Genomic DNA, 23,134 nt, shown 5'->3' with positions numbered 1-23,134 from the left:
CGTTGAAAACGGTTCGGCTTTGCGGCCTTTGTAAGGCGGGAAACACCGCTGACAAGCATAACATGTTATGAGGTGCTCAATGCTCCGTCTCTTGTGCGGAAGTCGGCCAGTTGGGATAGAGGAGGCGCGAATTTCTGCCGATTTAGGGGCGGTAAAGTTAATTCTGAAGCAGTTCGTTAAGATTGAACTAAAGCTGGGCGTACATCCGGTCCTGGGCCATCAGCGATCAAACGGGCGAGTCGGACCGACTCATCTGCGACGACAAAATCTGTGTGCACGACCTCGCGACCAGCCGCCCCCATTCTTTCCCGCAGGTCAGCAGACGTGACAAGTGCTTCGATGTATGTGCGCAGATCCTCTGGGTCACCGGGCCTTGCAAGGTACCCATTTTTCCCATGGGTCACCAACTCGCCAACGCCAGCCACTTGTGTTGCCACAACGGGTAACCCGCAAGCCATCGCTTCCATTAGAACGACAGGCACGCCCTCTGCAAAACTGGGCAGCACACAGATATCACTTTGCCGTAACCTTTGCGCCACCTCCTGCTGGGACAAGTAGCCGGTGAAAGTAATTCGATCTCCGAATTGCGCTGCATCAGCTTCAAGTAGCGTCCGATCCGAACCGTCACCGACCACCGTAAGTCGAAGATTTGGGTGACCGGTGATAAGCGGCTTCAGCGCACTAAGTAATACGCGCAATCCCTTTACGGGTGCCAAACGACCAACGAAGATTAACCGGATCTCCTCGTCGTCCCGACGTGTGCTGGGCCCCGCATAAAGTGCTGGGTTAACACCGCAATGAACAATTCGGAAACGGTCCCAGTGTTCTGGGCAGGAGAACAGCATCAGTTGACTACGGGCGTAGTGACTTATGGTGGCCACAAAACTTGCCTCGGCTGCTTTCGCTCCAAGCCGAACGCCTTCTGGGTCATATAGATCGGAAGGCCCATGCACAGTAAAACTATACGGTACATCCGTCAGGTCCCGAGTTAACATCGCTACAAGCGGCCCGTTTTTAGCGAAATGACAGTGTATGTGACCGATACCCGCACGACGAACAAACTGCGCCATCATCGTTGCTTCCAATAGGTAAGCCAAGTGCAGGAATAGCGATTTCACACCAGGATTGCGCATTTTCAGTGCCCGCCGGAAAGCACGCAGATATCGACCTGGCGTCCGCAAGGCGGCCCATTGGGCAGTAATAAATTCAACGGGATTGCCTGCTTCCCGCAGCAGATAATATGTCTCGCGCGCAGCCTTTTGCTCAGGCGCTCCCGTAAAGCTATCAGGTGAGACGCTCCGACACGAGACCGTGTGCACATCCGCACCTATTGCCCGCAATGCTTCGACCTCTCGTTGAATGAAAGTAAGCGAGCCTAGCGGGTAGATCCCTGTCAGATATGCTATCCGAGGCAGTGGGGTACGCGTGTCCATGTGCCTGCTGTCCATGTTATATTTTCGGCTAGTTCCAGACAAACCGTCGCTCAAGACCAACGAATACAGTATTGGCATCCCGGTCTTCAGCATCGTCCTCTTCGACTCGCGCAAAGGAAATGCCGCTGACCAGGTTCCAGTCTTCTGTAAGCGCGTAGCTATAGCTCAGCGACAGATCAAGCCGCTGAGTGTCAGCGGAATCGACCTCAAGATTATTGACGTCGAGGTAAGACAAATCCACAGAAAATCCGCTGCGTGTAGTAAGCTCTCGACTAAATCCTACTCTGAACAGTGTATTAATCTGCGATTCACCGTCACGATCGCTGAAGGGGGTCATCTCGAGCGATGTATCGAAAGTCCCTCGCGGTAACTCTTCTGCCCAACGCAGACCGAATAGCGGCTCTAAGTCAGCGCCCTCTGTGTCCAAAATGCCGACAGAGTATCCCAGTTCGCGCGTCGATTGCTCAATTGTCTGGCCCAACCGAACTTCAGATTGTCGGCCTGACGTCGTTATTCGGGAATCGATATCAAGGAAGTTCTCACCAATGGGCGTGTCCCGAGCAAGCGCAATACCAAAAACGACTCCATCTTCTACGTTGTCAATTTCGCCCGACTCGTCGACTTCTTCCCACCCAAGACTGAATCGACCGCGCGTTCGAGAATCGAACTGAGTTTCAGCAAAGGTCCGATAGTATGTCGTGATTGTATCAAGTGCACCTTCTCCATCTTCGTCGAAATCTGTTCGGCCAGCTTCAAGGCCCACAGTGAAGCGTGGCGTGAGCACGAAGAACAAATCACCCTCAGCGATTGAACGATCGGCATTAAGAAGCCCAGGGTCATCTGTGTCATCATAGCGGATCTCGCGATACGACAGCAGATAACTCCCGCCAAATGGCCTTTCCAAGCCGAACCCGCCTTCGATTGCGACATCGCTTGTTTCGCGCGTACCGCGGTCAATGGTCCCGAAATCGATACTTTCGGTATCCGAGTTGAAAAAGGAACCTGTATCGGAGCCCAAGTCAAATTCGCTATACCCGAGACTGAGACCGATGTTGCTATTTCCGACATCGCGCATCCAGTCGAGGTCAATTCTGGGACGTTGAATCCCGCTTTCATCGTCCGTACGCAAGTCCAGATCGGCGCCGAACAGCAGTTCGAAACTATCTATACCAGTACGCCGGATGTAACCCCCCTGGAGGGTTGTACGCGCGGTGAAGACGTCCTCGGCTTCATCATCCACTTCCAAATCGGGGTTATCACTATATCTAAGCTCTTCCCTGAAATCGAGAAAGAGTGTTCTGGCGCTGTCTGGCTCGGCCTCGTCCGGACGTGTGAAACGCGGCACCTCTGCCTCGGCATCTGCTGGCACATCTTCTATGTCTTCCGGCGGAAAATCGGCCACAGGACCATCCACCGGCAGCTCCTGAGCATGCAGGACTCCAAAACTTAGTGCAAACACCGTACCCCCTGTCGTGATACGGCGACGCAGCAGGCTACTCGAAGAGGCGCCTTTCTGGGACAATAATGACATCACCATCCTTCAATAGGATATCTCTGCTCACGGTGGCCCCGTTAGCAAGGGCCTTATAGTTGATAGTCTGGACACTTTGTTGACCCGATCGCGGATCGATGCGGCGAAGCTGTACACGTTTGATCGCAGCAAAGCGAGAAGGACCGCCAGCAACCGCTATTGCTTGAAGTGCTGTGCTTCCAGCGTCCATTTCCACAACCCCGGGCAAATTTACTTCGCCCACAACATATATCTCCATCAGATCGCCTTCTTCGGCGGGCTCCAGCGGTTGAACCGATACAAAGACCGTTGGCGCGCTTGCAAAGTTGCTGGCAATCGCGTCCCTGATTCTTGCTTCGATCTGAGGCACGGTTTGACCACTCGCGCGAAGCGTGCCAGCGAATGGAAAACTAAAATTTCCGTCGGGCAAAACCGAGGTGCTGCGATTCAGGCTCGGATCTTCAAGGACCTCGATCACAAGCGTATCTCCGGGCTGAACACGGTAGTTCTCTTGGCCCCATGCCGTAGACGCGATAGCGAGCACAAAAGCAAAGATCAGTCCGGGGAAAAGCACTATTTTTTTCATTGCAGCACGGCCTCTCGATGGAATTTCTTGTGCCGTTGTTTTCTAGTATTGGACGCTGCATTAGAAAACCGGGAACAACAGCAAGTAGCCGATTCCTTGCGGATTGTTATTAAATTGACACGCTTTGAGAGCTACCACTTCTGCATTTGCTAGACGGTCGCGCCGTCGTAAGACTAAGTAGCACAGCCAAAAAGCGGGGCCACCAACAGGGTGAAACATCATCGTGATGTCCTTGCCGCCTTGCAATCATCGCGGTACTATCAAAAGGCCCTTGCCACTTCAGGTGCGGTAGCTGAAACTAAAATTGCCATAAGGTGCGGCAAGAACATCAAAATGCCCAGTTTGGTGGCTTTCATGCGGTCTTAAAGTGTTTGTCGGCCGTTTTTTGGTTACTATATAAAATGAGGCGGCAAGTTAACGTAAACCAATGGTGGTTTGCCGATACGGCAGTGTTGAGTTGAATTAAGAGTGTCTGTTGTGAAAAGCGATCTTTACCTGGAGCACTTCGGATTGTCCGAACGGCCGTTCACTCTGCTGCCGGACCCCGAAATGATGTTCTGGTCGCGCGGCCACAAACGAGCCTATGCGGTACTTGAATATGGCCTGACGACAAGGGCACCGTTGACGGTTGTTACAGGCGAAGTCGGAACAGGTAAGACGACACTCTTGCAGGCGCTGCTTGCGGATATGGATGAAGATGCCGTCGTGGGCCTGATATCCAATGTTCAGGGCGGACGTGGGGACTTGTTGCGATGGGTTCTTAACGCATTTGATTTATCGATCCCTCCGGATGCAGACTACGTCTCGATGTTTCAGCAGTTCGTCGATTTCGTTCTCGAGGCATATGCGGATAACAGGTTTGTTGTTCTAGTGATCGACGAGGCCCAGAACCTGCAGCCTGAGACCTTGGAAGAACTCCGCATGCTGACGAATGTCAATTCGAATAAGGACGAGCTCCTGCAGCTTGTGCTCTTGGGTCAACCCGAGTTGCGTGACATGATCGGGCGCCCCGAACTACGTCAGTTTGCACAGCGTGTCAGCGTAAGTTACCATTTGCGTCCGATGAACCATGAGACAGCTGTTGATTATGTGCGCTTTCGGCTGCGCTGTGCGGGAGGTACCGGTGACGAGATAAATGATCCAGCTATCGAACTAATACACCAGATAAGCGGTGGGGTTCCACGCATTATCAACAAGATCTGCGATCTAGCTTTAGTCTATGCGGCCAGCATAGAAATTCCGTCAGTTGATACGACGATTATTGAGGAGTTGATGGAAGACGGCATCGTGTTTCTGCCTAATTCCACTTCTGATCCGCTGGTGTTGTCGAATAACTATACTATTTGTTCTCCGGAAGCTGCTGAGTAATGTTACCCTTTCGTTTCTATTGGATGCTCATATGGCGTCGCATGCCCCTCATGCTGGCCTTGATGCTGATTTGCTCTGCAATTGCAATATACGCTGCTTTGACGCTGCCCCCTGTATATTCTTCGACAGCGCGCCTACAGGTCGAGGCGCAACAAATCCCCGATGACATGGTTGTTTCGATCGTGCGCACGGACGCTTCCGAGCAACTCCAACTGATCGAAGAACAACTTATGACTCGAGCAAATCTGCTCGATCTTGCGCGAGCGCATCGTGTTTTCGCTGAAATTGACACGATGACGCCAGACCGCATCGTTGCAAAGATGAGGGAGAATACACGTATCCGACGATCCAGCGGTCGCAACCAAGCCACGCTGATGTCGATCACATTTAGTGCCTATCGCGCGCAGGTGGCAGCCAATGTGGTCAATGATTATACGACGCTAGTTCTAGAATCCAACGCAGCGTTCCGTCGTGAGCGAGCGGAAAACACCTTGTCTTTCTTTGAACAGGAAACAGCACGGCTCGCCGAGCAGATTGATGAGAAGAGTGGTGACATCATCGCGTTTAAAAACGCGAACGTAGATGCGCTACCTGAAGATCTGACCTATCGACAAGACAGACAAACGATCCTGCAAGAGCGATTGGGTCGCCTAGAACAAGAACGCGCTTCGGTTATCAATCAGCGAAACGAGATGGTTTCGCTTTTTGAAGCAACTGGGCGATTAGATCAGCCCGTGGAGGATCTTCTCCCCGAGCAGCGTCGCCTTGAGGAGCTTAAGAGCCAGTTACGCGAAGCTCTGACAATCTACTCCGAATCCAATCCCAGAGTTGTCCTGCTGCAAAATCAGATTGCTCAGTTGGAAGAGAGCCTGGCGGAGATTACCATCGTATCAACCGGTAGCGGCACGCCAAGAGAAGAGCCATCTATCATAGATCTAACCTTGGCCGAACAGGATAGGCGTGTGGCTGAGATCGATCAGGAAATTGTTCGGGTAAACGCAGAGCTCGAACGACTAGCACGCGCCATCGCAGCAACGGCCACTAATTCAATTACACTGGAGCGTTTGGAGCGTGATCTGGATAGCATTAGGGAACGCTATAACGCTACCCTTAACAATCTCAACCAGGCGCGCATGGCCGAACGTGTCGAAGTCAATGCTCAGGGTCAGAGGATAAGCTTGATCGAAGGTGCCGTGGTACCTCAGGCACCTTCAGGCCCCGCACGTAAGAAGATCGCTGCAGCTGGTGTCGGCGGGGGCTTGTTTTTAGCTATCGGCGTGTTTGTGTTGTTTGAGTTATTGAACGGCCGGCTTCGCCATCCCGCAGAAATTCAATCAAGGTTCAACATCGTGCCACTGGGTGTCATACCTTATATGGAGACACGCGGCGAGCGATTGGGCCGGCACGCAATGTTGGCGTTCTGGGTCCTTTTGGTTTTTACGGCTGTTCCGCTTGGGCTTTATTATGTACATACAGAAGTCATGCCGCTCGAATTGATAGCTGATAGGGTCCTCCAAAGGCTGGGACTAACCTGATGGCACGGATTGGTGCCCCTTCTGAAGGACGGACATAGGCATGGAAAAGCTTCAGGCTGCACTTACCAAGGCCCGAAATCAGCGCGACAAACGTAGGGTTCAAGGTGTCTCTACTCGTCCGCCCAAGGCCGCAAAATCGCCGCCCTCCCCATCGCCTTGGGAAAATCTGGCCAAGTTAGAACTGTCAGAAGATGTTTTACGCAAGCACCTTGTAGTATCTCAGAAAGCCAATCAGGCATCTTCAAGTTTTGATGTTCTCCGGACACGGATCCTCTTGCAGATGCAGCAGAATGAATGGTCACGCTTAGCGATTACCTCCCCGGCTTCGGCAAGCGGCAAAACCACGATCGCATGTAATCTCGCTCTGGGTCTCGGGCGGCAGAGCGATCTTCGCACTATGTTATTTGATTTCGATCTAGGCGATCCATCTGTTCACAAGTTCTTTGGAATTCAGAAGAAAACTGACTTATCAGATGTCTTGTTTGGACACGTACCTCTGCAAGATCACGCCTTGCGCATTCGTGATAACGTAGCGGTCGTGACCTCATTCAATGCAGACCCAGATCCAACCCGTTTGCTCCTTTCAGATCAGATGGAATTGTTCATTGTTTCCGCCCAAGAGACGTATGAACCCGACATACTCATATTTGATTTACCTGCAATTTTAAGCGGGGATCGCGCACGCGCATTTCTCAAGACAGTTGATTGTGCATTGATTGTAGCAAGGGCAAACCGAACTAAACTCGGTCATTTCGACGCCTGCGAACGCGAGGTTGCAGAAAGTACTAATGTGTTGGGTGTTGTTTTGAATGGTTGCCATCCAAGCGCAATGTCGCAGGAAGATATGTAGTCTTAGAGAGATTAATTTCAGAGATGTGATGCTCTGCCTAAACCCCGAACGATAAAATGCATCAAGTGCGACCAGATGGAGAACACTTTTAGAATTATGAAGAACGTTGGCTTAGGCCTTCCGCCACACAAGACTTATTCCCGATGTTGTTAAGTAAGCGCAGCGCTCTCGCTCGCTTAGAAAGGGCAGGAGATGCTAATCATACATTCCGGGGATGATAAGAAACTATGCAGAATAGGTTTTGAGCATGTATTCAAGGACTGGCAGAACAACTAGTGGTTATTAGTATGAGCCTCAGATCCTGCTTTCATGCTGGTATCAAAAAGATAGTTCTTCCCAGCGGACACTTCGGAGCGAATTGATTATGCTTTTCTTTTTAGTTCGTATAGGTCGTTTTGGGAAATCACGGTGCTAAGCTTTTTGCGCACTAAATTGTCGGGAGATGGCATTGGTGCACGCGTCATACGCGGTTCGGCGCTAACCTTTTTGGGTTTTGGCACGAGCCAGTTTCTTCGGCTGGCGTCAAATCTAATTCTAACACGCTTGTTGTTTCCAGAAGCCTTCGGATTGCTCGCAATAGTCAATCTCTATTTGGCCGGACTGCAAATGCTCTCCGACATTGGACTGACATCCATAATCGTTCGGTCCAAGCGGGGCGAGGACCCTGTATTTCTTGATACGTGTTGGACACTGCAAATTATCCGTGGACTGTTACTAACCGGTATTACGCTAGCTCTCGCCAAACCGCTCTCAGAGTTTTACGAAGAACCAATCTTATATGAATTGATGTTTGGCGTTGCATTTTCGGTCTTCGTTATGGGCTTCCGGTCAACGCGTTTGTCGACGGCACAACGGAATATTCTCTTGGGTCGGATAACACTGCTGGAGCTGGGCTCCCAGTTGCTATCGATCTTTGTGATGATCGGATTAGCCTTAATATGGGAATCTGTTTGGGCGTTGATGCTGGGCGTTATTATGGCGCACACATCAAAGACCGTATTGTCGCATCTGATGCTGCCAGGTCACGCCAACCGGTTTCGTTTGGAACGCGCCGCGCTCATCGAGCAATTTCATTTTGGAAAATACCTCTTTCTCAGTTCCGGCTTGGGCTATCTGCTGGACAACGGTGACCGAGTTTTGCTGACAAAGTATCTAACCCTGGCAAGCATGGGTTTTTACAATATTGCATTCTTCTTCGCATCCGTCCCCACCACATTGATGGGCCGGTTCGTTCAGCAAGTAATTTTCCCGCTATACAGTGCTCGACCACCCGGAGAATCGGCCAAGAACCGACAAGCTATTTCAAAAACCCGGTGTGCGCTGACAGGTGGGATGCTGAGCGCACTATTTCTTCTCGGGCTTATTGGACTATGGCTAATCGAATTTCTTTACACGGATGCATATCAGGCAGCCGGGCCAATTCTTGTCGCATTGACCGTCTCTCAAATGCCGGGCCTTATCATTCAAGGGTATCCCATCTTGCTGGTTGCCGAGGGGAAAACTGGCGTATTCACAGCCTTTCAAGTTTTCAGAGCAACACTACAACTCACTTTGACCGCGTTGGGCTTGATGCAGTATGGACTTATCGGGGCTATCGCAGCGCGACCCCTGGCGGCGTTATTGACATATCCGGTAATCGTCCACTTGATCCGACGTCATAGGGGGCAGGATATCCTACACGATAGCCTCTTTGCCACGCTGACCGTCGTCTACGGCTCAATTGTCATTTGGCTGAACGCTGATGTCGTATCGCTCGTTGCCGCGATCAAATGACAAAGGTGGCCCTGCGCCATTTCTGATACATCCGAATTCAACCAGGGGCTTCGGATATTGTTCCCCCAAACCCAAACAGAGCGATTAATACCCTGCTGAGAAGCGAAAGCACTACGCACAGAAACGGCAGCAGTTGGCGAATAACTTCCCTGCTTGCAGGCAGCAAACTGAAAATCAAAGTATCTTTAATGCACAGTTAAGTACTCAATTTGACCAATAAATTGCGCGCTCCGCTTCTATTTCCGCAACAGCGCGTGCCTTGCCCACCAACAACGCTCTGCGCTGGTATCGCTGGATAAAGCGGCGCAACTCTGGATCTCCGTGCCTCTCAGCACCTCGTAACATCGCCCCAAAATAGCCCTGCACTATTGCTAAACCACCCAATATGTAAGGCTTCTGCCGCATCTTGTTGACGGCCGACGCCAGCAGAAACAATGGCCCGGTTCCCATATAGTACTGTCCGAAGCCGTGTCGGCGGCGACCGGTAAAGATACCTTTCTGGCTTGATCCCATCGCTCGCAAGTGGTTGAAGCGCAATTCTGGTACGTCCCAGCTTACCGCTTTCCAGCCGAGCATCCGGGCCTTGTGGCAATCAATTCCATCCCACATCACCTCGCGCACGAAACCTCCCAGAGCTTCAAACGCAGCAACACGATAGAACTTTGTCATGCCCAGTGACATGTCATCGGAAATATTCTCAGACACCATCTGACCTGCCGCATCTTCGAAATATGCCTTACCAGAACACGACGCGATCCGGCTATCCGCTTCCATCCTATTCATCAGGCTCTCAAAATAGCGATTTGGAAGCTCGAGATCCAAGTCAAGTTTACAAAGATAGGTGTAGTCGGACGGCGTGATGCAATCGTAACCTGCATAAAACGCCTCAACGACACCGGGACCAACCGCCCGATGACCACGATCAGTCTTGAGAACGACCCTGATCCAATCATATTTGGCGGCATATTCGGATAAGATTTGTGGTGTGGCATCCGTAGAGCCGTCATCCACAATTATCCACCTATCCGGTCGCACAGTTTGAGCAACCACACTATCGAGGGTTCTGCGCATGTATTGTTCTTCATTTCTACATGGCGAAATAACAACGTAGCTATGCGGGTCAGCCATGATCGGAAAGCTCCGTCTGAAATGAGATCATCTTTGGTGACTTGTGAATCGGACGGGCCGATTTCCTTTGTATTTCGGTAAGTGCCACAACGTGCACTGTACCCTTCCCGTCTACATTGGTCATCCTAATGCCGTAACTGTTTGCATACTGTCTAAAATCACGGGCAATACTAGAACGCAGAAGATTATGTGTATATGCTCTATAGGGTTGCATTGGATTATTTGTCGTGAATGACGCTGCTAACTCGCTGAGCAAGAGTTTGTATGTAACCCGGCCTTCATTGCCTCCTCGCGAAGAAGTCGGGATACATTTGGATCGTATATGGGAAAGCCGGTTCGTCACGAATGGCGGGGCCGTTCTTAAGAGGTTCGAGTCAGCGCTTACAGCTTACCTAGATGTACCGTTTGTAACGCCGGTCGCCAACGCAACCTTGGGGATTATGCTGGCCCTTCGTCACCTTGGTGTATCAGGTGAGGTGATTACCCCAGCGTTTTCATTTGTGGCAACTGCACATTCGATAAGCTGGCTGGGTGCAGACCCGGTCTTTGCGGACATTGATCCGGTGACGCTCAACGTCGATCCCGATGACGTTGAACGACGTATTACCCCTCGCACAAGCGCTATACTCGCCGTCCATTGCTATGGCATTCCCTGCGATACGAACGCGTTGGCTGAAATCGCTGAACGCCACGGGCTAGCCCTGATATACGATGGGGCTCACTGCTTTGGCGCGAAGGACAGCAGTGGCACCCTCCTACGCCACGGTCATCTGTCAGTCGTGAGCTTTCATGCCACCAAAGTGTTCAGTACCTTGGAAGGCGGTGCAATCATTTCACATGACCCGGAAACAAAGCTGGCGCTTGATCGCCTTTGTAACTACGGAATCGTCGATGAAGCGCAAATTGACACGATAGGCCTCAATGCAAAGATGAGTGAATTGCACGCTGCAGTAGGCCTTGCGCAGCTTGCGTATGTGGATGAAGACATCGCTCTGAGAGGACAGGTAGCGCAGAGGTATAGGGAATGTCTTGAAGGCACGGTTGGCATTCGCTGCGTCTATTCGCCCGCTACTTACGGGCAGAATAACTATGCATTTCCGATCATGGTGGAGCCTAGTTATCCTTTAAGCTGTTCAGAACTTAAAGCCCGCCTGGCAGCGCACAACATTTATGCACGGCGATACTTCTTTCCTTTGCTAAGCCAGTTGCCGATGTACCGCGACCTACCTTCAGCCAATCCAGTGGGATTACCAAACTCTATCACAGCTGCAGGGCAGGTATTGTGCCTGCCTCTTTACCCCGATTTGGCGCTGGAAGACCAAAACCGGATTATCGATTTGATCCGCGAAGTATGAATTGTAATTTTTGCATTCAGAACAAAGATAGTTAACCTGGATGCCCTGTTGTGCTAGCATAACTTAAACGCAATTTGCATCGATACTTAACTTGCCTTTCAAAGACCTGATAGATCGCGAACCAAATAAGCTCATGACTTTTGGAGTTCCGAATGCATCGTAATTTGGCCGCTTTATACAGTCGGCGTGAAAATATACTTTTTTTGTGCACCAAACTTAAGCAGTACAGGTTACCTAGACCTAGTCTGCTCGATGCAAAGATATCTCCACTTATCTATAGGGGGCCTCCACCATGCCCCTAGATACTGTGGCGCTAAGATGGTGCTTTAACCGTCTCATCTCTGGCCCGGGTCCAAATATACGTAGCCTGGCCAGCGACAGCTGGGAAATTTGTCCGTCCGACATTACTAATACTCCTCCGGCAATTTATGTCGCATCGTCTCTTGATCGCATCACAGCACTTTCCCCCTGGCGAAATTGGGAAACAGAGCGACACTCGATTGAAGGTCGCGACACTGAGCACGCTGCCACGCGCGCCTACCTGATAAAAGATGTCACGATTTCTGGATCCTTTCTTTTCCATGGCGCAGCACGCACGCAAGAGGGCTTCGGTTCTTTTAAGCTTTTACAGAATAACAACAATTCGAAGGAGCATCTCAGCGAAGCTTGCCTAACATCATGTTGGTCCGGCAGTCATTATTTTGGAGTTTTTATGAGAGCATCATTGCCTCAGGAAATGCTAGCCCAACACGCCGAAACAACAATCTCGATGGTGACAAAACCCTATGATCACGAAGCTGGTTATCGGCGATTGCTCCAACTACCCTTGCCTACACCTGTAACCTCCGCGCACGTTAAGCGACTAACACTCTATACAGACTATGCACACAACGCCTCAAAAGCGGTACGTTTTTCCGAGCTGCGTCGCCGTCTACGCACTTCAGTTGGTTCGGTTGGCATTGGCAGGCCGGGCGCCTATCTTAAACGCGGAGAAACCGGCGAGCGCCGCATTGTTGTGAATGAGCAAGCTCTGGAAGATGTGCTCAGCGCTAAAGGCTTCGACATTGTCGAACCCGCCAAGCTATCCCCCCGTGAAGTATCCAAACGGTTGCTCGATGTGCCAATCATCGTCAGCGTCGAGGGTAGTCATCTGGCCCATGGGATCTATTCAGTGGCTGAAGGTGGCACTTTTTTGGTCCTTCAACCCCCAGACCGTTTTGCTATGGCTTTCAAGGAATTCACTGACCGCGCAGGAATGCGGTTTGCCTTTACTGTGGGCCATCCCGCGGATAATGGTTTTAGTATTGATATTGACGAATTGGAACGCACGTTAGATCTTCTATAATGACTGGTGACAAAAATTTCTGCAAAGAGTTGATCCTTTTGCCGAGCCTCAAGGCAAGGCGCAGTAAAGACGGTCGACTAGTGGTAACAAAGAAGTTTCTTGAAGGTGCCGCTCAATATGCGCGCACATGGCCTGGCCCGGTCACCTCTCTGATTGCTCTGGATACGCGGCCCGGCATTGATATGGACCAAGTCGAAGTCGCCCCCGACCGACTTGAGACCGGACTGGAAATACGACCCAATGACAGGGACGAACTGGCAGCACGCTTGTGCTCTGCCGCGGTGGTGTTAGCGCTTTTGTCCCCGGATGAGACTGAAACGGTTGTTCTCTGCCGCGAAATTGGTGTGCCTGTAGTATTTGTATCTGAATATTCACCCCAGACAGAGCTACAGATAATCAATGTAACTACATCCAATCCTTTGCGAAAACTGCGGCGTAGGCTGTATGTAGTGGGCGCCGAACGTAAACGCCGCCTGCTCGCTCGTCAATTTGCTGCGGGACTACAATGTAATGGCACTCCCACTTACGAAATCTATTCTCCTTTGGTAAAAGAGGTGTTTCTGTATTTCGACAATCGTGTTCGCACCAAGGATATAATTGACGACTGCGGGCTAGAAGCCAAACATGCGCAGATGGACAAAGGCGAACCTCTCCGATTGGTTTTCGGTGGACGGTTGAGCGCCATGAAAGGTGTGTTAGAACTGCCCCGGGTCGCTCAGGCGTTGGACCGGCTTAAAGTACCCTATCAGTTTGATATATTCGGCAGCGGCGATCAAGAAGAGGCTTTGCGACGTAGCATCTCTAAACGCGGGCTATCTGATCGTATGAAGGTTCGTCCGCCCATCGATTTCACCTCGGGATGGATCCCTTTTTTAAAGAAGAATGCAGACCTATTTGTTTGCTGCCACCCTCAAGGAGATCCGTCTAGTACTTATACTGAAGTAATGAGCTGCGGCGTACCCATAGTGGGTTATGCCAATGAGGCGTTTTCCGGAATCGTCAGCGAGTCAGGCGCGGGTTGGTCCGTGCCGGTAGGTAATGCTGCAGAACTTGCAGCGCAGGTTAGTAAATTGAACCTAGACCGCGCAGCCTTACGCAAAATGGCCTGTCGCAGCCGCGATTTTGGGGCCTCTCATAGCTTTGAACCTACTTTCCACAAGCGTGCCACTCACCTCATTAGGGCCAGTCGACTTCCTCAATCACTCAAGGCCCGGTCCTTACAAACCAGATCAGCTTATTGAGCTCAGTTAAATAAGCTTTGTTGATCAGTTCCACATACAGCGTTTTAATTGGTGCAATGTGCTACGGTATATAGCAGTCTCGCTAATGCAGATTCAGGATAGAACGAATAGGAAAGAAGTGTTCCCCCCAAGAGCTTTCATAATTGGTGCACAGAAATCAGGAACTACCTATCTGGCGGGGCTTCTCGACCAGTCACCGCAAATCTGTGTATCCAATCCAAAAGAACCTCATTTTTTTTCTCAGCACTACGACAAGGGTATCGACTATTATAGGTCTTGTTTTCCGAACGCTGATGCAAAAGTAATGATAGACGCCTCTACGACTTACTCATTTTTACGTCCGCATGATCAATTAACTGCGCCAATTGCGCCCGGTGTCGTAGATCCGATACCGGAACGCATCGCCAAACTGCGTCCAGATGCACGTATCATTTACATTCTTCGGCACCCCGTAGAACGAGCGATATCCGCTCTTAAGCATAAGTTGCGGGATGTACCTGTCACAGAAAGGCCGGTGAAACTCCTCGATGCATTGCGAGAAGATCCCATGTTTGTCTTGATCGGCCGTTATGGTGATCAGATAGAACGATACCTTGAAGTATTTGATCGAGAACAGATATTGCTCCTTAAATTTGATGACCTGCGGAAAGACCCTGCAACAGTTGTCAACACGTGCCTTGAGTTTCTGGAATGCGAGTATTTTCATGTTGATACAAAGCGCAATCCGGAGAGCCGACATGCAGCCTCAAGCTATAACACACTCGGTCGCCTACTGAGACGCTTACCTTCCGGCTTCACAAGTGCAATCAAGAATAGCTTGCCGACATCGATGCTACTTCAAGCGCGTAACTCCGTACAGGTGCCTGCTCAACAGATTGAAATTGAGGATAAATCTGAAGTAATGAAGCTCTTTTTAGATGACCTCGAAAAGCTGAGAACCCTGACGGGTATCGAACTCATATAGGCATCAAGGGGCAGCCATGGCCGTATTGGCGTTGCGGGTTTAGGGATACGTTCGAGGACCGCTTCAGAATAACCTTCGCCTAATCCGAATTCCTTTGCCTTATAGCTGATAGGACTCTTTTCACGCAGCTCTTCCACCGAGATATCGTTAGCGACAGAACCCTTTTCGTGAAAGTTTTCGGGTAGATAACCATTGGCTAGCAGCCTCCAGTTAAAATCGATATCGCCTCCGATGTTGTCAATCATCATGATCACGACTGTCGGGATGTGTCGCAAACTTTTAGAATGGCCAAAGTAGCGACAAATCCGACCATCTTGATCGTTAGCGCAGCTCCCAGCACCAACGCAGCAGAATCTTCGGCAAGCTGAAAGGCGAGCAAACTGAGAGCCACTGTTGCCAAACCAGTGCCCGACAACGCTACGATTTGGGCGAAGAACAGATGGCGATTATGTTCGATTTTTCAGAACTGAAAGCATCGGATCAAAGATATTTGCTAATACTCTTCAATTCTTCCGCGGCTTGCCTGGAATCATCCTTGCCCGTCAGACAGTGATCGATATGGTCGTGAATAAGCGCTCGTTTTGCGTTCGTAACTGCTTTTTCAACCGCGTGTAGTTGCTGCGCGACGTCTGCGCAGGGACTCTGCTGTTCTAACATCTTGATGACTTTCGCAAGATGGCCTTCGGCCCGCTTAAGCCGCGCGATAATCGTTGGGTGTGAGGTGTGCTTGTGATTCATATCACAACCACATATCCCTACCAGGGGGATAGGACAATAGGAAATCCTGCCGCGTCAATATGGGTTCGAAATTTGACTCGATTATACTAGAGATCTGGTTCAAAGGTGCACTGGCATCAACGCTAGCTGACCAGCCCAGTCGCGCTCACAATGAAATTCCGCGTGTATTAACGACAACTGCTACTCAGCGGCGCTCTTGAGTGAAGCCATAAGGTTGCGAAACTTCTCACCTTGTACGGCGACATGGTCACGCAGCGCATTCGCTGTTTCTTCCGGTACGCCTTTTTTCAGGGCTCTGACAATTTCTTCGTGTTCGGCCATGGACTGGGCCATACGACCACGGAACCGAAGCTGCTGTCGACGGAATGGTTTGAGCCTTCTGTGCAGCTTGGAAGTTTCTTGCTCTAAGAATGCATTGCCGGACTGTTGATAGATGATTCGATGGAACCGCTCGTTTTCCAGATAGTACGCATCGGGATTGCCCGCATCCACGGCCAGTTGGCATTTGCTGTTAGCTTCGGTCAGTTCAAGCAAAGCTTCATCGGAAATGCGCAACGCCGCAAGTCGACCGCAAACGGCTTCAAGCTCGGCCATGACCTCGAACATCTCCATCAGTTCCACCGGGCCGGGCTGTCGGACAAAAGCGCCCCGCCGCGCTATCAGATCGACCAACCCCGACAAGGCAAGTCTCTGGAATGCTTCCCTAAGTGGCGTTCGTGAGACCCCGAACTGCTCAGCCAGTTTGACCTCATCTAGACGGTCACCGTCCGAAAATGTCCCGTCAAAAATCAGCTCTTCCAAATCCTGAGCGATGGTATCTGCAAGTCGTTGGTCCATAGGTTTCTGTTTTACTTGTGATTAGGCGAGAACTCAAGAAATCATATCTTGTATACAAAAACCTTGACTAAAAAAACATTACTGCCCTATGCTCCTATTCATCCCCGGCTCATCCGGGACTGAAAACGGGAGGAAAAAATGAAATCAGTGTTCAAAACGGCGGTCGCTGCGTTGGCGCTTGCATCCGCCGGTACATTGGTGTCAGCGGAGGAACTGCGCCTGTCACATCAGTGGTCGAACAAGGACATTCGCCATCAAGTAGCACAGATTGTTGCAGACGAGGTTGCGGCGGCGGACGTTGATCTGGAAATCAAGATTTTCGGCTCGAAATCGCTGTTCAAGCCGCGCGAGCAGTACAAGCCGCTCAGCCGCGGTCAATTGGATATGACCATACTGCCGCTGTCCTACGCCGGCGGTCAGCAGCCTGCCTATAATCTGACGCTGATGCCGGGATTGGTGAAAAACCACGATCACGCTGCCCGTCTGGCCGACTCGCCCTTCATGGAGGCGTTGGAAGAGAAAATGGCTCAGGACGACGTGATGGTGCTGGTGCATGGCTATCTGGCCGGTGGCTTCGCCGGTAAAGACAAGTGCATCACGAACCCTGAGGATGTCGCAGGCCTGCAGACTCGCGCGGCAGGTAAATCCTTTGAGCAGATGCTGGCCGGCGCTGATGCCTCGATCGCATCAATGGCGTCGTCGGAAATCTATAACGCCATGCAAACCGGCGTTTTGCAGGCGGCCAACACGTCGTCCTCGTCCTTTGTCAGCTACCGCATCTACGAGCAGGTTGCCTGCTATACCCCTGCGGGCGATGTGGCGCTGTGGTTCATGTATCAGCCGCTGCTGATGAACAAATCCACCTTCGACGGACTGAACCAAGATCAGCAAGCCGCATTGCTGGCTGCATCGGAAAAGGCACAGGCCTTCTATTTGGAAGAGGCCAAGAAACAGGACGCCAACTCGGCGAAAGTTTTTGCCGACGCCGGTGTTGAGATTGCGGAGATGAGCGCCGAAGACTTCGAAGCATGGCGTACGCTGGCAATGGAAACATCTTACAAGGCCTTCGTAGAAGAGGTTCCTGATGGGCAGGACCTGCTGGACAAGGCTCTGGCAGTCGAATGACCCCATCTTGCCGGGCGGCCTGCCGCCGCTCGGCATCCGATCTTGGTTCTGATCTTCTCTGATCTTCAGACTTAATTGCATCTCAATCACAGGAGGCGCAAATGGCCGGTCATAGCTCTGCCGTTGCTTCCCACACAGGGAACAATCCCTTCCTTCGCTTTGTCGCTGCGCTTTCAACTCTGGCTGGATGGTGTTCCGCAGGCATGATCGTCGCTGCTGTCGCCATCACCTGCCAGATGATCATCGTGCGCTTCGTGCTGAATCAATCGACCATTTGGCAAACCGAAGCGGTCATTTATCTGGTCATCGCCGCAACCCTGGTCGGTCTGCCTTATGTGCAGCGCCTGCGCGGTCACGTGAATGTTGACCTGATCCCGATTTCGCTCGCACCTCGAGCCCGCTTTTACATGGCGATCCTGACTTCGGTTCTGTCCATCGCCATCGTCTCAGTCATGCTGTTCTACGGCTACGAGTATTGGCACTTCGCATGGGAGCGCGGATGGAAATCCGACACCGTTTGGGGCGTTCGCCTGTGGATCCCCTACCTCGCCATCCCAGTTGGCTTTGGTCTGCTGTTGTTGCAACTGATCGCCGATCTCGTCGCCGTCCTGCTTGGCATCGATAAACCATTTGGTCTGGAGTAAAGCCGATGGATCCCCTTCTGCTCGGCGCTATTGTCGCCATCGCCACCATCCTTGTTCTTTTCTCGGGCGTGTCCGTGGCCATCGGCCTGCTGATCGTCTCGGCTGGGTTCCTAATCGTCTTTGACGGACCGCGCTCGCTGGAACTGATGCCGGAAATCCTGTTCGGCAAACTCGATAACTTCGCCCTTCTGTCTATCCCGATGTTCATCATCATGGGGGCCTCAATCGCCTCTACCAGAGCTGGAGCGGATTTGTACGAAGCGCTGGAACGCTGGCTGACCCGTGTTCCCGGCGGTCTGGTCGTATCAAACCTCGGTGCCTGTGCCCTATTTGCGGCTATGTCCGGTTCGTCACCCGCGACCTGTGCCGCCATCGGCAAGATGGGTATCCCGGAGATGCGCAAACGTGGCTATCCTGACGGCGTCGCCGCCGGTTCGATCGCTGCAGGCGGTACTCTGGGAATCCTGATCCCGCCATCGGTCACCATGATCGTTTACGGTATTGCCACCGAAACCTCGATTGGCCGTCTGTTTCTGGCCGGTGTGATCCCGGGCCTTATGCTGGTGGGTCTGTTCATGGCCTGGTCGCTGTATTCGACCTGGAAATCCGGTGACGCGACCCGTCTGGGTTCGGGCAGCTACACCTGGGCCGAACGGTTCGAGATTCTGCCGCGCGTGCTGCCCTTCCTCGGCATCATTCTGGGTGTGCTTTACGCCATGTATGGCGGTATCGCCACCCCGTCGGAAACGGCTGCTGTCGGTGCCCTGCTCTGCCTGCTGATCGCGATGATCATCTACAAGCTGTGGAACCCCAAGGACATCTGGGTCGTGCTGCGCGACAGCACCAAGGAAAGCGTGATGATCCTGTTCATCATCGCCGCTGCCGGTGTGTTCTCTTACATGCTCAGCTCGCTGTTCATCACACAGGCGATTGCCGAATGGATCGGTACGCTGGACGTGAACCGTTGGGTTCTGATGGGTGCGGTCAACGTGTTCCTGCTGATCGCCGGGTTCTTTCTGCCGCCCGTCGCTGTGATCCTGATGGCGGCACCGATCCTGCTGCCGATTATCACCACCGCTGGCTTCGATCCGATCTGGTTTGCGGTTGTACTGACCATCAACATGGAGATTGGCCTGATCTCGCCCCCTGTCGGCCTGAACCTCTATGTGATCAACGGCATTGCGCCCGACATCTCGCTCAAGACCATCCTGACAGGCTCTCTCCCCTTCGTGGCCTGCATGGTGATCGCGATTGTCCTGCTGTGCCTGTTCCCCGGTCTGGCCACATGGCTGCCTGACCTGGTGATGGGAGCAGCGGTATGACCCTGCTGGCGGATCTTCTATCCACCGTGTTCGAGCGGCGTTACCGCCGCGACGGCGCGGTGGCTCCGGATGGCCGACCACTGACCGAACTGGCCGACGCGCTGGTTGGGTCAGCGGGGGAAACTTCGGGGCTGGCGCTGGCCGAGGAAATTCTGACCCGGTTCGATACGCTGAGTGATGACGACAAGCTGGAGTTCTTCCGCTATCTCGCCACCGCCATGAATATCGATCCCGAGGCGGTACGTTCGTCACTGGACGAATACGAGCGCAACCCTTCGAAAGCGACCTATCGCACCTTTGCGGCTGCGGTGGAACCGGCCCGGCAGGAAATGATCCGCCGTCTGAACCGGGTACCCGGTGCCACCGGAGCGCTGGTTCAGATGCGCGCCGACCTATTGCGACTGGGCGGCAAGGAGCCCGAATTGCAGGCGCTTGACCTGGACTTCCGGCACCTGTTTGCCAGCTGGTTCAATCGTGGCTTTCTGGTGCTGCGCCCGATCAACTGGGAAAGCCCGGCGCATATTCTGGAAAAGATCATTGCGTATGAGGCGGTCCATGCCATCGACAGCTGGGATGACCTGCGCCGCAGGCTGGAACCCACTGACCGGCGCTGCTTTGCCTTTTTTCATCCCTCGATGCCTGATGAGCCGCTGATCTTTGTCGAAGTGGCGCTGAACAGCGGTATTCCGGGTTCCGTACAGGCCTTGCTCGCCGAAGACCGCGATCCATTGCCCGAAGATCAGGCCGATACGGCTGTGTTCTACTCGATCTCCAACTGTCAGGCCGGGTTGGCCAGCATCTCTTTCGGCAATTCGCTGATCAAACAGGTGGCCTCGGACCTGTCGGCTGAGTTGGCGGGGCTGAAAACCTTCGTCACGCTCTCGCCAATTCCGGGGCTGACCAAATGGTTGTCGCAGGAAGGCATCGATTGGAACATCGAAGAGCCCGATCAGATGAAAGCACTGGCCGCACATTACCTGTTGAACGCCAAAGGTCGGGGCGATCTGCCGTTCGATCCGGTGGCACGGTTCCATCTTGGCAACGGTGCGCTGGTCCATGCGGTTCATGCCGACGCAGATGTTTCGGACAAGGGCCGGGCACAGTCCGGTGGCACCATGGTCAACTATCTTTATGACCTTGGCCGCGTAGCGCAGAACCACGAACAGTTCGCCAACACCCGCGAGGTAATCGCCTCGTCCGAGGCCAAATCGCTTGCCGCGTCAGCCTCTCTCACCACGACACAGGAAAGGTAACCCTTATGGCCAATCCTCTCTATGACGGTTTGTTCGGCGCACATGCCGGTAAAGACACAGCTTTTTTGCAGTTGCTCGACGGAACGACCATCACCCATCAGGACTTCCTGAGCACCGCCGCACAAATCGCCCATGTGGCGACGCAGCTGGGCCTGAAACCCGGCGACCGGGTTGCGGCACAGATCGAGAAATCGCCCGAAGCGCTGGCGCTATATGCTGCCTGTGCGCAGGCAGGTCTTGTATTCCTGCCGCTCAATACCGCTTACACTGTGGATGAATTGACCTATTTCATCGAAAACAGTGGCGCCTCGCTGATCGTTTGTGACAGCCGCAGCGAAGAGAAACTCGCCCCGGTTGGTGCGCAGCTAGGCGCGAAGGTGGAAACCCTGAACGCTGATGGCAGCGGCAGCCTGATGGAGCAGGCTGCAGCAATGCCTGCCAGCTTTGACACCGTTGACCGTGATGACGACGATCTGGCCGCATTCCTCTATACATCGGGGACCACAGGCCGATCGAAGGGTGCGATGCTGACCCAGAACAACCTGTTGTCGAATGCACAGACGCTGGTCAAAGAATGGCGCTTCACATCCGACGACGTGCTGCTGCATGCGCTGCCGATCTTTCACACTCACGGACTATTCGTGGCCACCAATGTCACGCTGGCTGCAGGCAGCAGCATCGTTTTTATGCCCAAGTTCGATCTGGATGAGATCATCGGGCGGATGCCCAATGCCACGACCATGATGGGTGTGCCAACCTTCTACACCCGCCTTCTGGACGATGACCGCTTCACCAAGAATCTGGCCGCACATATGCGCCTGTTTGTTTCAGGCTCGGCACCCTTGCTGGCCGAAACCCATGTACAGTTCGCAGAACGCACTGGCCATCGCATCCTTGAACGCTATGGCATGACCGAAACCAACATGAACACCTCGAACCCCTATGACGGCGACCGCCGCGCAGGCACGGTGGGCTTTCCATTGCCTGGGGTCGAGCTGCAGATCTGTGATTCAGACGGCAATGCGCTGGCTCAGGGCGAGATCGGCGAGATCGAGGTACGCGGGCCCAACGTGTTCAAAGGTTACTGGCAGATGCCGGAGAAGACTGCCGCCGAACTGCGCGAGAACGGGTTCTTCATCACTGGCGATTTGGGCCGGATCGACGAAGACGGCTATGTTCATATTGTTGGCCGCAACAAAGACCTTATTATTTCAGGCGGTTACAACATCTATCCCAAAGAAATCGAGCTGGTTCTGGATGACCAGTCCGGCGTGCTGGAAAGCGCCGTGGTGGGCGTTCCACATCCCGATTTCGGCGAAACTGTTCTGGGCGTGATCGTTGCAGAGCCGGGCCAAACCCCCGATCTGGACGCAATGATGGAGGCCGTGCGCGGTAGCTTGGCGCGGTTTAAGCATCCACGCAAACTGATCCTGCTGGACGAACTACCCCGCAACACCATGGGCAAAGTTCAAAAGAACATCCTGCGCGACCGATACAAAGACATGTTCGTGGCAGCGTAAGATGACCCTCCCCGGCCCAGTAGCCCCTCTTCTCGATAATGCTACGGGCCTAACTTCAACAACCAGGGCAGGCGGACCTGTTCCCTGCTCGGGTTGTTGAATTTTTCTACCTGCTGGAGAACCAGAAATGTATGGAAATATTCTAGTCCCTGTTTCCTTTGATACCGACCGCGACGCGCAAAGAGCGCTGGATGTTGCACAAACTCTCCGCTCGGATGGTGGTCATATCACTCTATTGCATGTCATTGAGCACCTTCCGCAATACACAAGCGACCTGCTTCCTGAAAACCATCTGGATATCGCAAAGACCAGTGTTACTGACAAACTGGGCCCACTAGTGGACGGGGTAGCGGACTCCAAAATTGAAATTGTCGAAGGACAGTCGGGCCGTGGAATTCTCGATTATGCAACGAATAACAATGCAGACTGCATCGTTATCGCAAGCCACCAGCCTGGATTGCAGGATTATCTACTGGGGTCCACAGCGGCACGCGTAGTCAGGCATGCAAACTGTTCCGTACACGTGGTGCGATAGTCTGGTCTAGGGATCAGAAGCAACGCCCACACACGACCGTCATACACCGCTAATACATCTGAAATGGCACTG

20 protein-coding genes and 1 pseudogene are annotated in these 23,134 nt (G+C 52.6%); 14 read left to right on the top strand and 7 right to left on the bottom strand.

Going from position 1 to position 23,134, the window contains the following annotated elements:
- Positions 1–176: 176 nt before the first annotated feature.
- From AC2TEM_RS07385 to AC2TEM_RS07375, 3 genes are read right to left on the bottom strand one after another with little or no spacing between them, the layout of a single operon-like run.
- Positions 177–1,433 (bottom strand): glycosyltransferase family 4 protein, encoded by a 1,257-nt coding sequence (locus AC2TEM_RS07385; protein ID WP_170423201.1) that lies wholly within the window; start codon positions 1,431–1,433, stop codon positions 177–179.
- Between the two features lie 28 nt (positions 1,434–1,461).
- Complete coding sequence (locus AC2TEM_RS07380; protein ID WP_170423199.1) at positions 1,462–2,892, bottom strand: hypothetical protein; 1,431 nt, start codon at positions 2,890–2,892, stop codon at positions 1,462–1,464.
- A gap of 34 nt (positions 2,893–2,926) precedes the next feature.
- Positions 2,927–3,529: a polysaccharide biosynthesis/export family protein gene (locus tag AC2TEM_RS07375; protein WP_170423197.1), complete on the bottom strand. Its 603-nt coding sequence runs from the start codon at positions 3,527–3,529 to the stop codon at positions 2,927–2,929.
- A 468-nt stretch (positions 3,530–3,997) separates the two neighbouring features.
- Between AC2TEM_RS07375 and AC2TEM_RS07370 the strand changes: the two genes are divergently transcribed.
- The 4 genes from AC2TEM_RS07370 to AC2TEM_RS07355 all read left to right on the top strand — a co-directional run bounded on the left by AC2TEM_RS07370 (position 3,998) and on the right by AC2TEM_RS07355 (position 9,055).
- Positions 3,998–4,897 carry an ExeA family protein gene (locus tag AC2TEM_RS07370; RefSeq protein WP_480856060.1) on the top strand — a complete coding sequence of 300 codons (900 nt, stop codon included), beginning with the start codon at positions 3,998–4,000 and terminating at the stop codon, positions 4,895–4,897.
- The gene (locus tag AC2TEM_RS07365; RefSeq protein WP_480790494.1) at positions 4,897–6,432 is read left to right on the top strand and encodes a GumC family protein; all 1,536 of its coding nucleotides are present in this window, start codon (positions 4,897–4,899) and stop codon (positions 6,430–6,432) included. The genes AC2TEM_RS07370 and AC2TEM_RS07365 overlap by 1 nt, the downstream gene beginning before the upstream one ends.
- A 40-nt stretch (positions 6,433–6,472) precedes the next feature.
- Positions 6,473–7,282, top strand: coding sequence for a CpsD/CapB family tyrosine-protein kinase (locus AC2TEM_RS07360; protein WP_170423193.1), 810 nt, complete (start codon positions 6,473–6,475; stop codon positions 7,280–7,282).
- Positions 7,283–7,690: 408 nt separating this feature from the next.
- Entirely contained in the window at positions 7,691–9,055 is a 1,365-nt protein-coding gene (locus AC2TEM_RS07355) for an oligosaccharide flippase family protein (RefSeq protein WP_170423191.1), read from the top strand.
- A 204-nt stretch (positions 9,056–9,259) separates the two neighbouring features.
- Here the strand turns inward: AC2TEM_RS07355 and AC2TEM_RS07350 are convergent, their stop codons facing one another.
- Positions 9,260–10,183: a glycosyltransferase family A protein gene (locus tag AC2TEM_RS07350; protein ID WP_170423189.1), complete on the bottom strand. Its 924-nt coding sequence runs from the start codon at positions 10,181–10,183 to the stop codon at positions 9,260–9,262.
- A gap of 227 nt (positions 10,184–10,410) precedes the next feature.
- Here AC2TEM_RS07350 and AC2TEM_RS07345 point away from each other — a divergent pair, with 227 nt between their 5' ends.
- The 4 genes from AC2TEM_RS07345 to AC2TEM_RS07330 all read left to right on the top strand — a co-directional run bounded on the left by AC2TEM_RS07345 (position 10,411) and on the right by AC2TEM_RS07330 (position 15,088).
- Positions 10,411–11,538 (top strand): DegT/DnrJ/EryC1/StrS family aminotransferase, encoded by a 1,128-nt coding sequence (locus tag AC2TEM_RS07345; protein ID WP_480790493.1) that lies wholly within the window; start codon positions 10,411–10,413, stop codon positions 11,536–11,538.
- A 292-nt stretch (positions 11,539–11,830) separates the two neighbouring features.
- The gene (locus tag AC2TEM_RS07340; protein WP_170423187.1) at positions 11,831–12,883 is read left to right on the top strand and encodes a glycosyltransferase family 61 protein; all 1,053 of its coding nucleotides are present in this window, start codon (positions 11,831–11,833) and stop codon (positions 12,881–12,883) included.
- Positions 12,883–14,124, top strand: coding sequence for a glycosyltransferase (locus tag AC2TEM_RS07335; RefSeq protein ID WP_170423185.1), 1,242 nt, complete (start codon positions 12,883–12,885; stop codon positions 14,122–14,124). The genes AC2TEM_RS07340 and AC2TEM_RS07335 overlap by 1 nt, the downstream gene beginning before the upstream one ends.
- 85 nt (positions 14,125–14,209) lie before the next feature.
- Positions 14,210–15,088 (top strand): sulfotransferase domain-containing protein, encoded by an 879-nt coding sequence (locus tag AC2TEM_RS07330; protein ID WP_170423183.1) that lies wholly within the window; start codon positions 14,210–14,212, stop codon positions 15,086–15,088.
- Positions 15,089–15,374: 286 nt separating this feature from the next.
- Here the strand turns inward: AC2TEM_RS07330 and AC2TEM_RS07325 are convergent.
- From AC2TEM_RS07325 to AC2TEM_RS07315, 3 genes and pseudogenes are all read right to left on the bottom strand, one after another.
- Positions 15,375–15,564, bottom strand: a pseudogene (locus AC2TEM_RS07325) (MFS transporter); the annotation flags it as partial.
- Positions 15,565–15,568: 4 nt separating this feature from the next.
- Positions 15,569–15,826, bottom strand: coding sequence for a metal-sensing transcriptional repressor (locus AC2TEM_RS07320; RefSeq protein WP_170423181.1), 258 nt, complete (start codon positions 15,824–15,826; stop codon positions 15,569–15,571).
- 180 nt (positions 15,827–16,006) lie between these two features.
- Positions 16,007–16,663, bottom strand: a complete 657-nt coding sequence (locus tag AC2TEM_RS07315) for a GntR family transcriptional regulator (protein WP_170423179.1) — start codon at positions 16,661–16,663, stop codon at positions 16,007–16,009.
- 138 nt (positions 16,664–16,801) lie between these two features.
- On the opposite strand from AC2TEM_RS07315, the gene dctP reads away from it, so the two are divergent.
- From dctP to AC2TEM_RS07285, 6 genes are all read left to right on the top strand, one after another.
- Positions 16,802–17,788, top strand: coding sequence for a TRAP transporter substrate-binding protein DctP (gene dctP / locus AC2TEM_RS07310; protein WP_170423177.1), 987 nt, complete (start codon positions 16,802–16,804; stop codon positions 17,786–17,788).
- A gap of 101 nt (positions 17,789–17,889) precedes the next feature.
- Positions 17,890–18,432 carry a TRAP transporter small permease gene (locus AC2TEM_RS07305; RefSeq protein WP_170423175.1) on the top strand — a complete coding sequence of 181 codons (543 nt, stop codon included), beginning with the start codon at positions 17,890–17,892 and terminating at the stop codon, positions 18,430–18,432.
- A 5-nt stretch (positions 18,433–18,437) separates the two neighbouring features.
- On the top strand, positions 18,438–19,754 hold the full coding sequence (locus tag AC2TEM_RS07300; RefSeq protein WP_170423173.1) for a TRAP transporter large permease: 1,317 nt from the start codon (positions 18,438–18,440) through the stop codon (positions 19,752–19,754).
- The gene (locus tag AC2TEM_RS07295) at positions 19,751–21,007 is read left to right on the top strand and encodes a malonyl-CoA decarboxylase (RefSeq protein ID WP_170423171.1); all 1,257 of its coding nucleotides are present in this window, start codon (positions 19,751–19,753) and stop codon (positions 21,005–21,007) included. Before AC2TEM_RS07300 ends, AC2TEM_RS07295 begins: the two co-directional genes overlap by 4 nt.
- A gap of 5 nt (positions 21,008–21,012) precedes the next feature.
- Positions 21,013–22,527 (top strand): malonate--CoA ligase, encoded by a 1,515-nt coding sequence (locus tag AC2TEM_RS07290; RefSeq protein WP_170423169.1) that lies wholly within the window; start codon positions 21,013–21,015, stop codon positions 22,525–22,527.
- Between the two features lie 127 nt (positions 22,528–22,654).
- A complete protein-coding gene (locus AC2TEM_RS07285; protein WP_170423167.1) occupies positions 22,655–23,062 on the top strand; it encodes a universal stress protein in 408 nt (135 codons plus the stop codon).
- The last annotated feature ends 72 nt before the right edge of the window (positions 23,063–23,134 follow it).

This window comes from Ruegeria sp. HKCCD3925, from assembly GCF_057221175.1.
The sequence above is the reverse complement of the archived record's forward strand: the minus strand, read 5'-3'. Positions and strand labels throughout refer to the sequence as shown.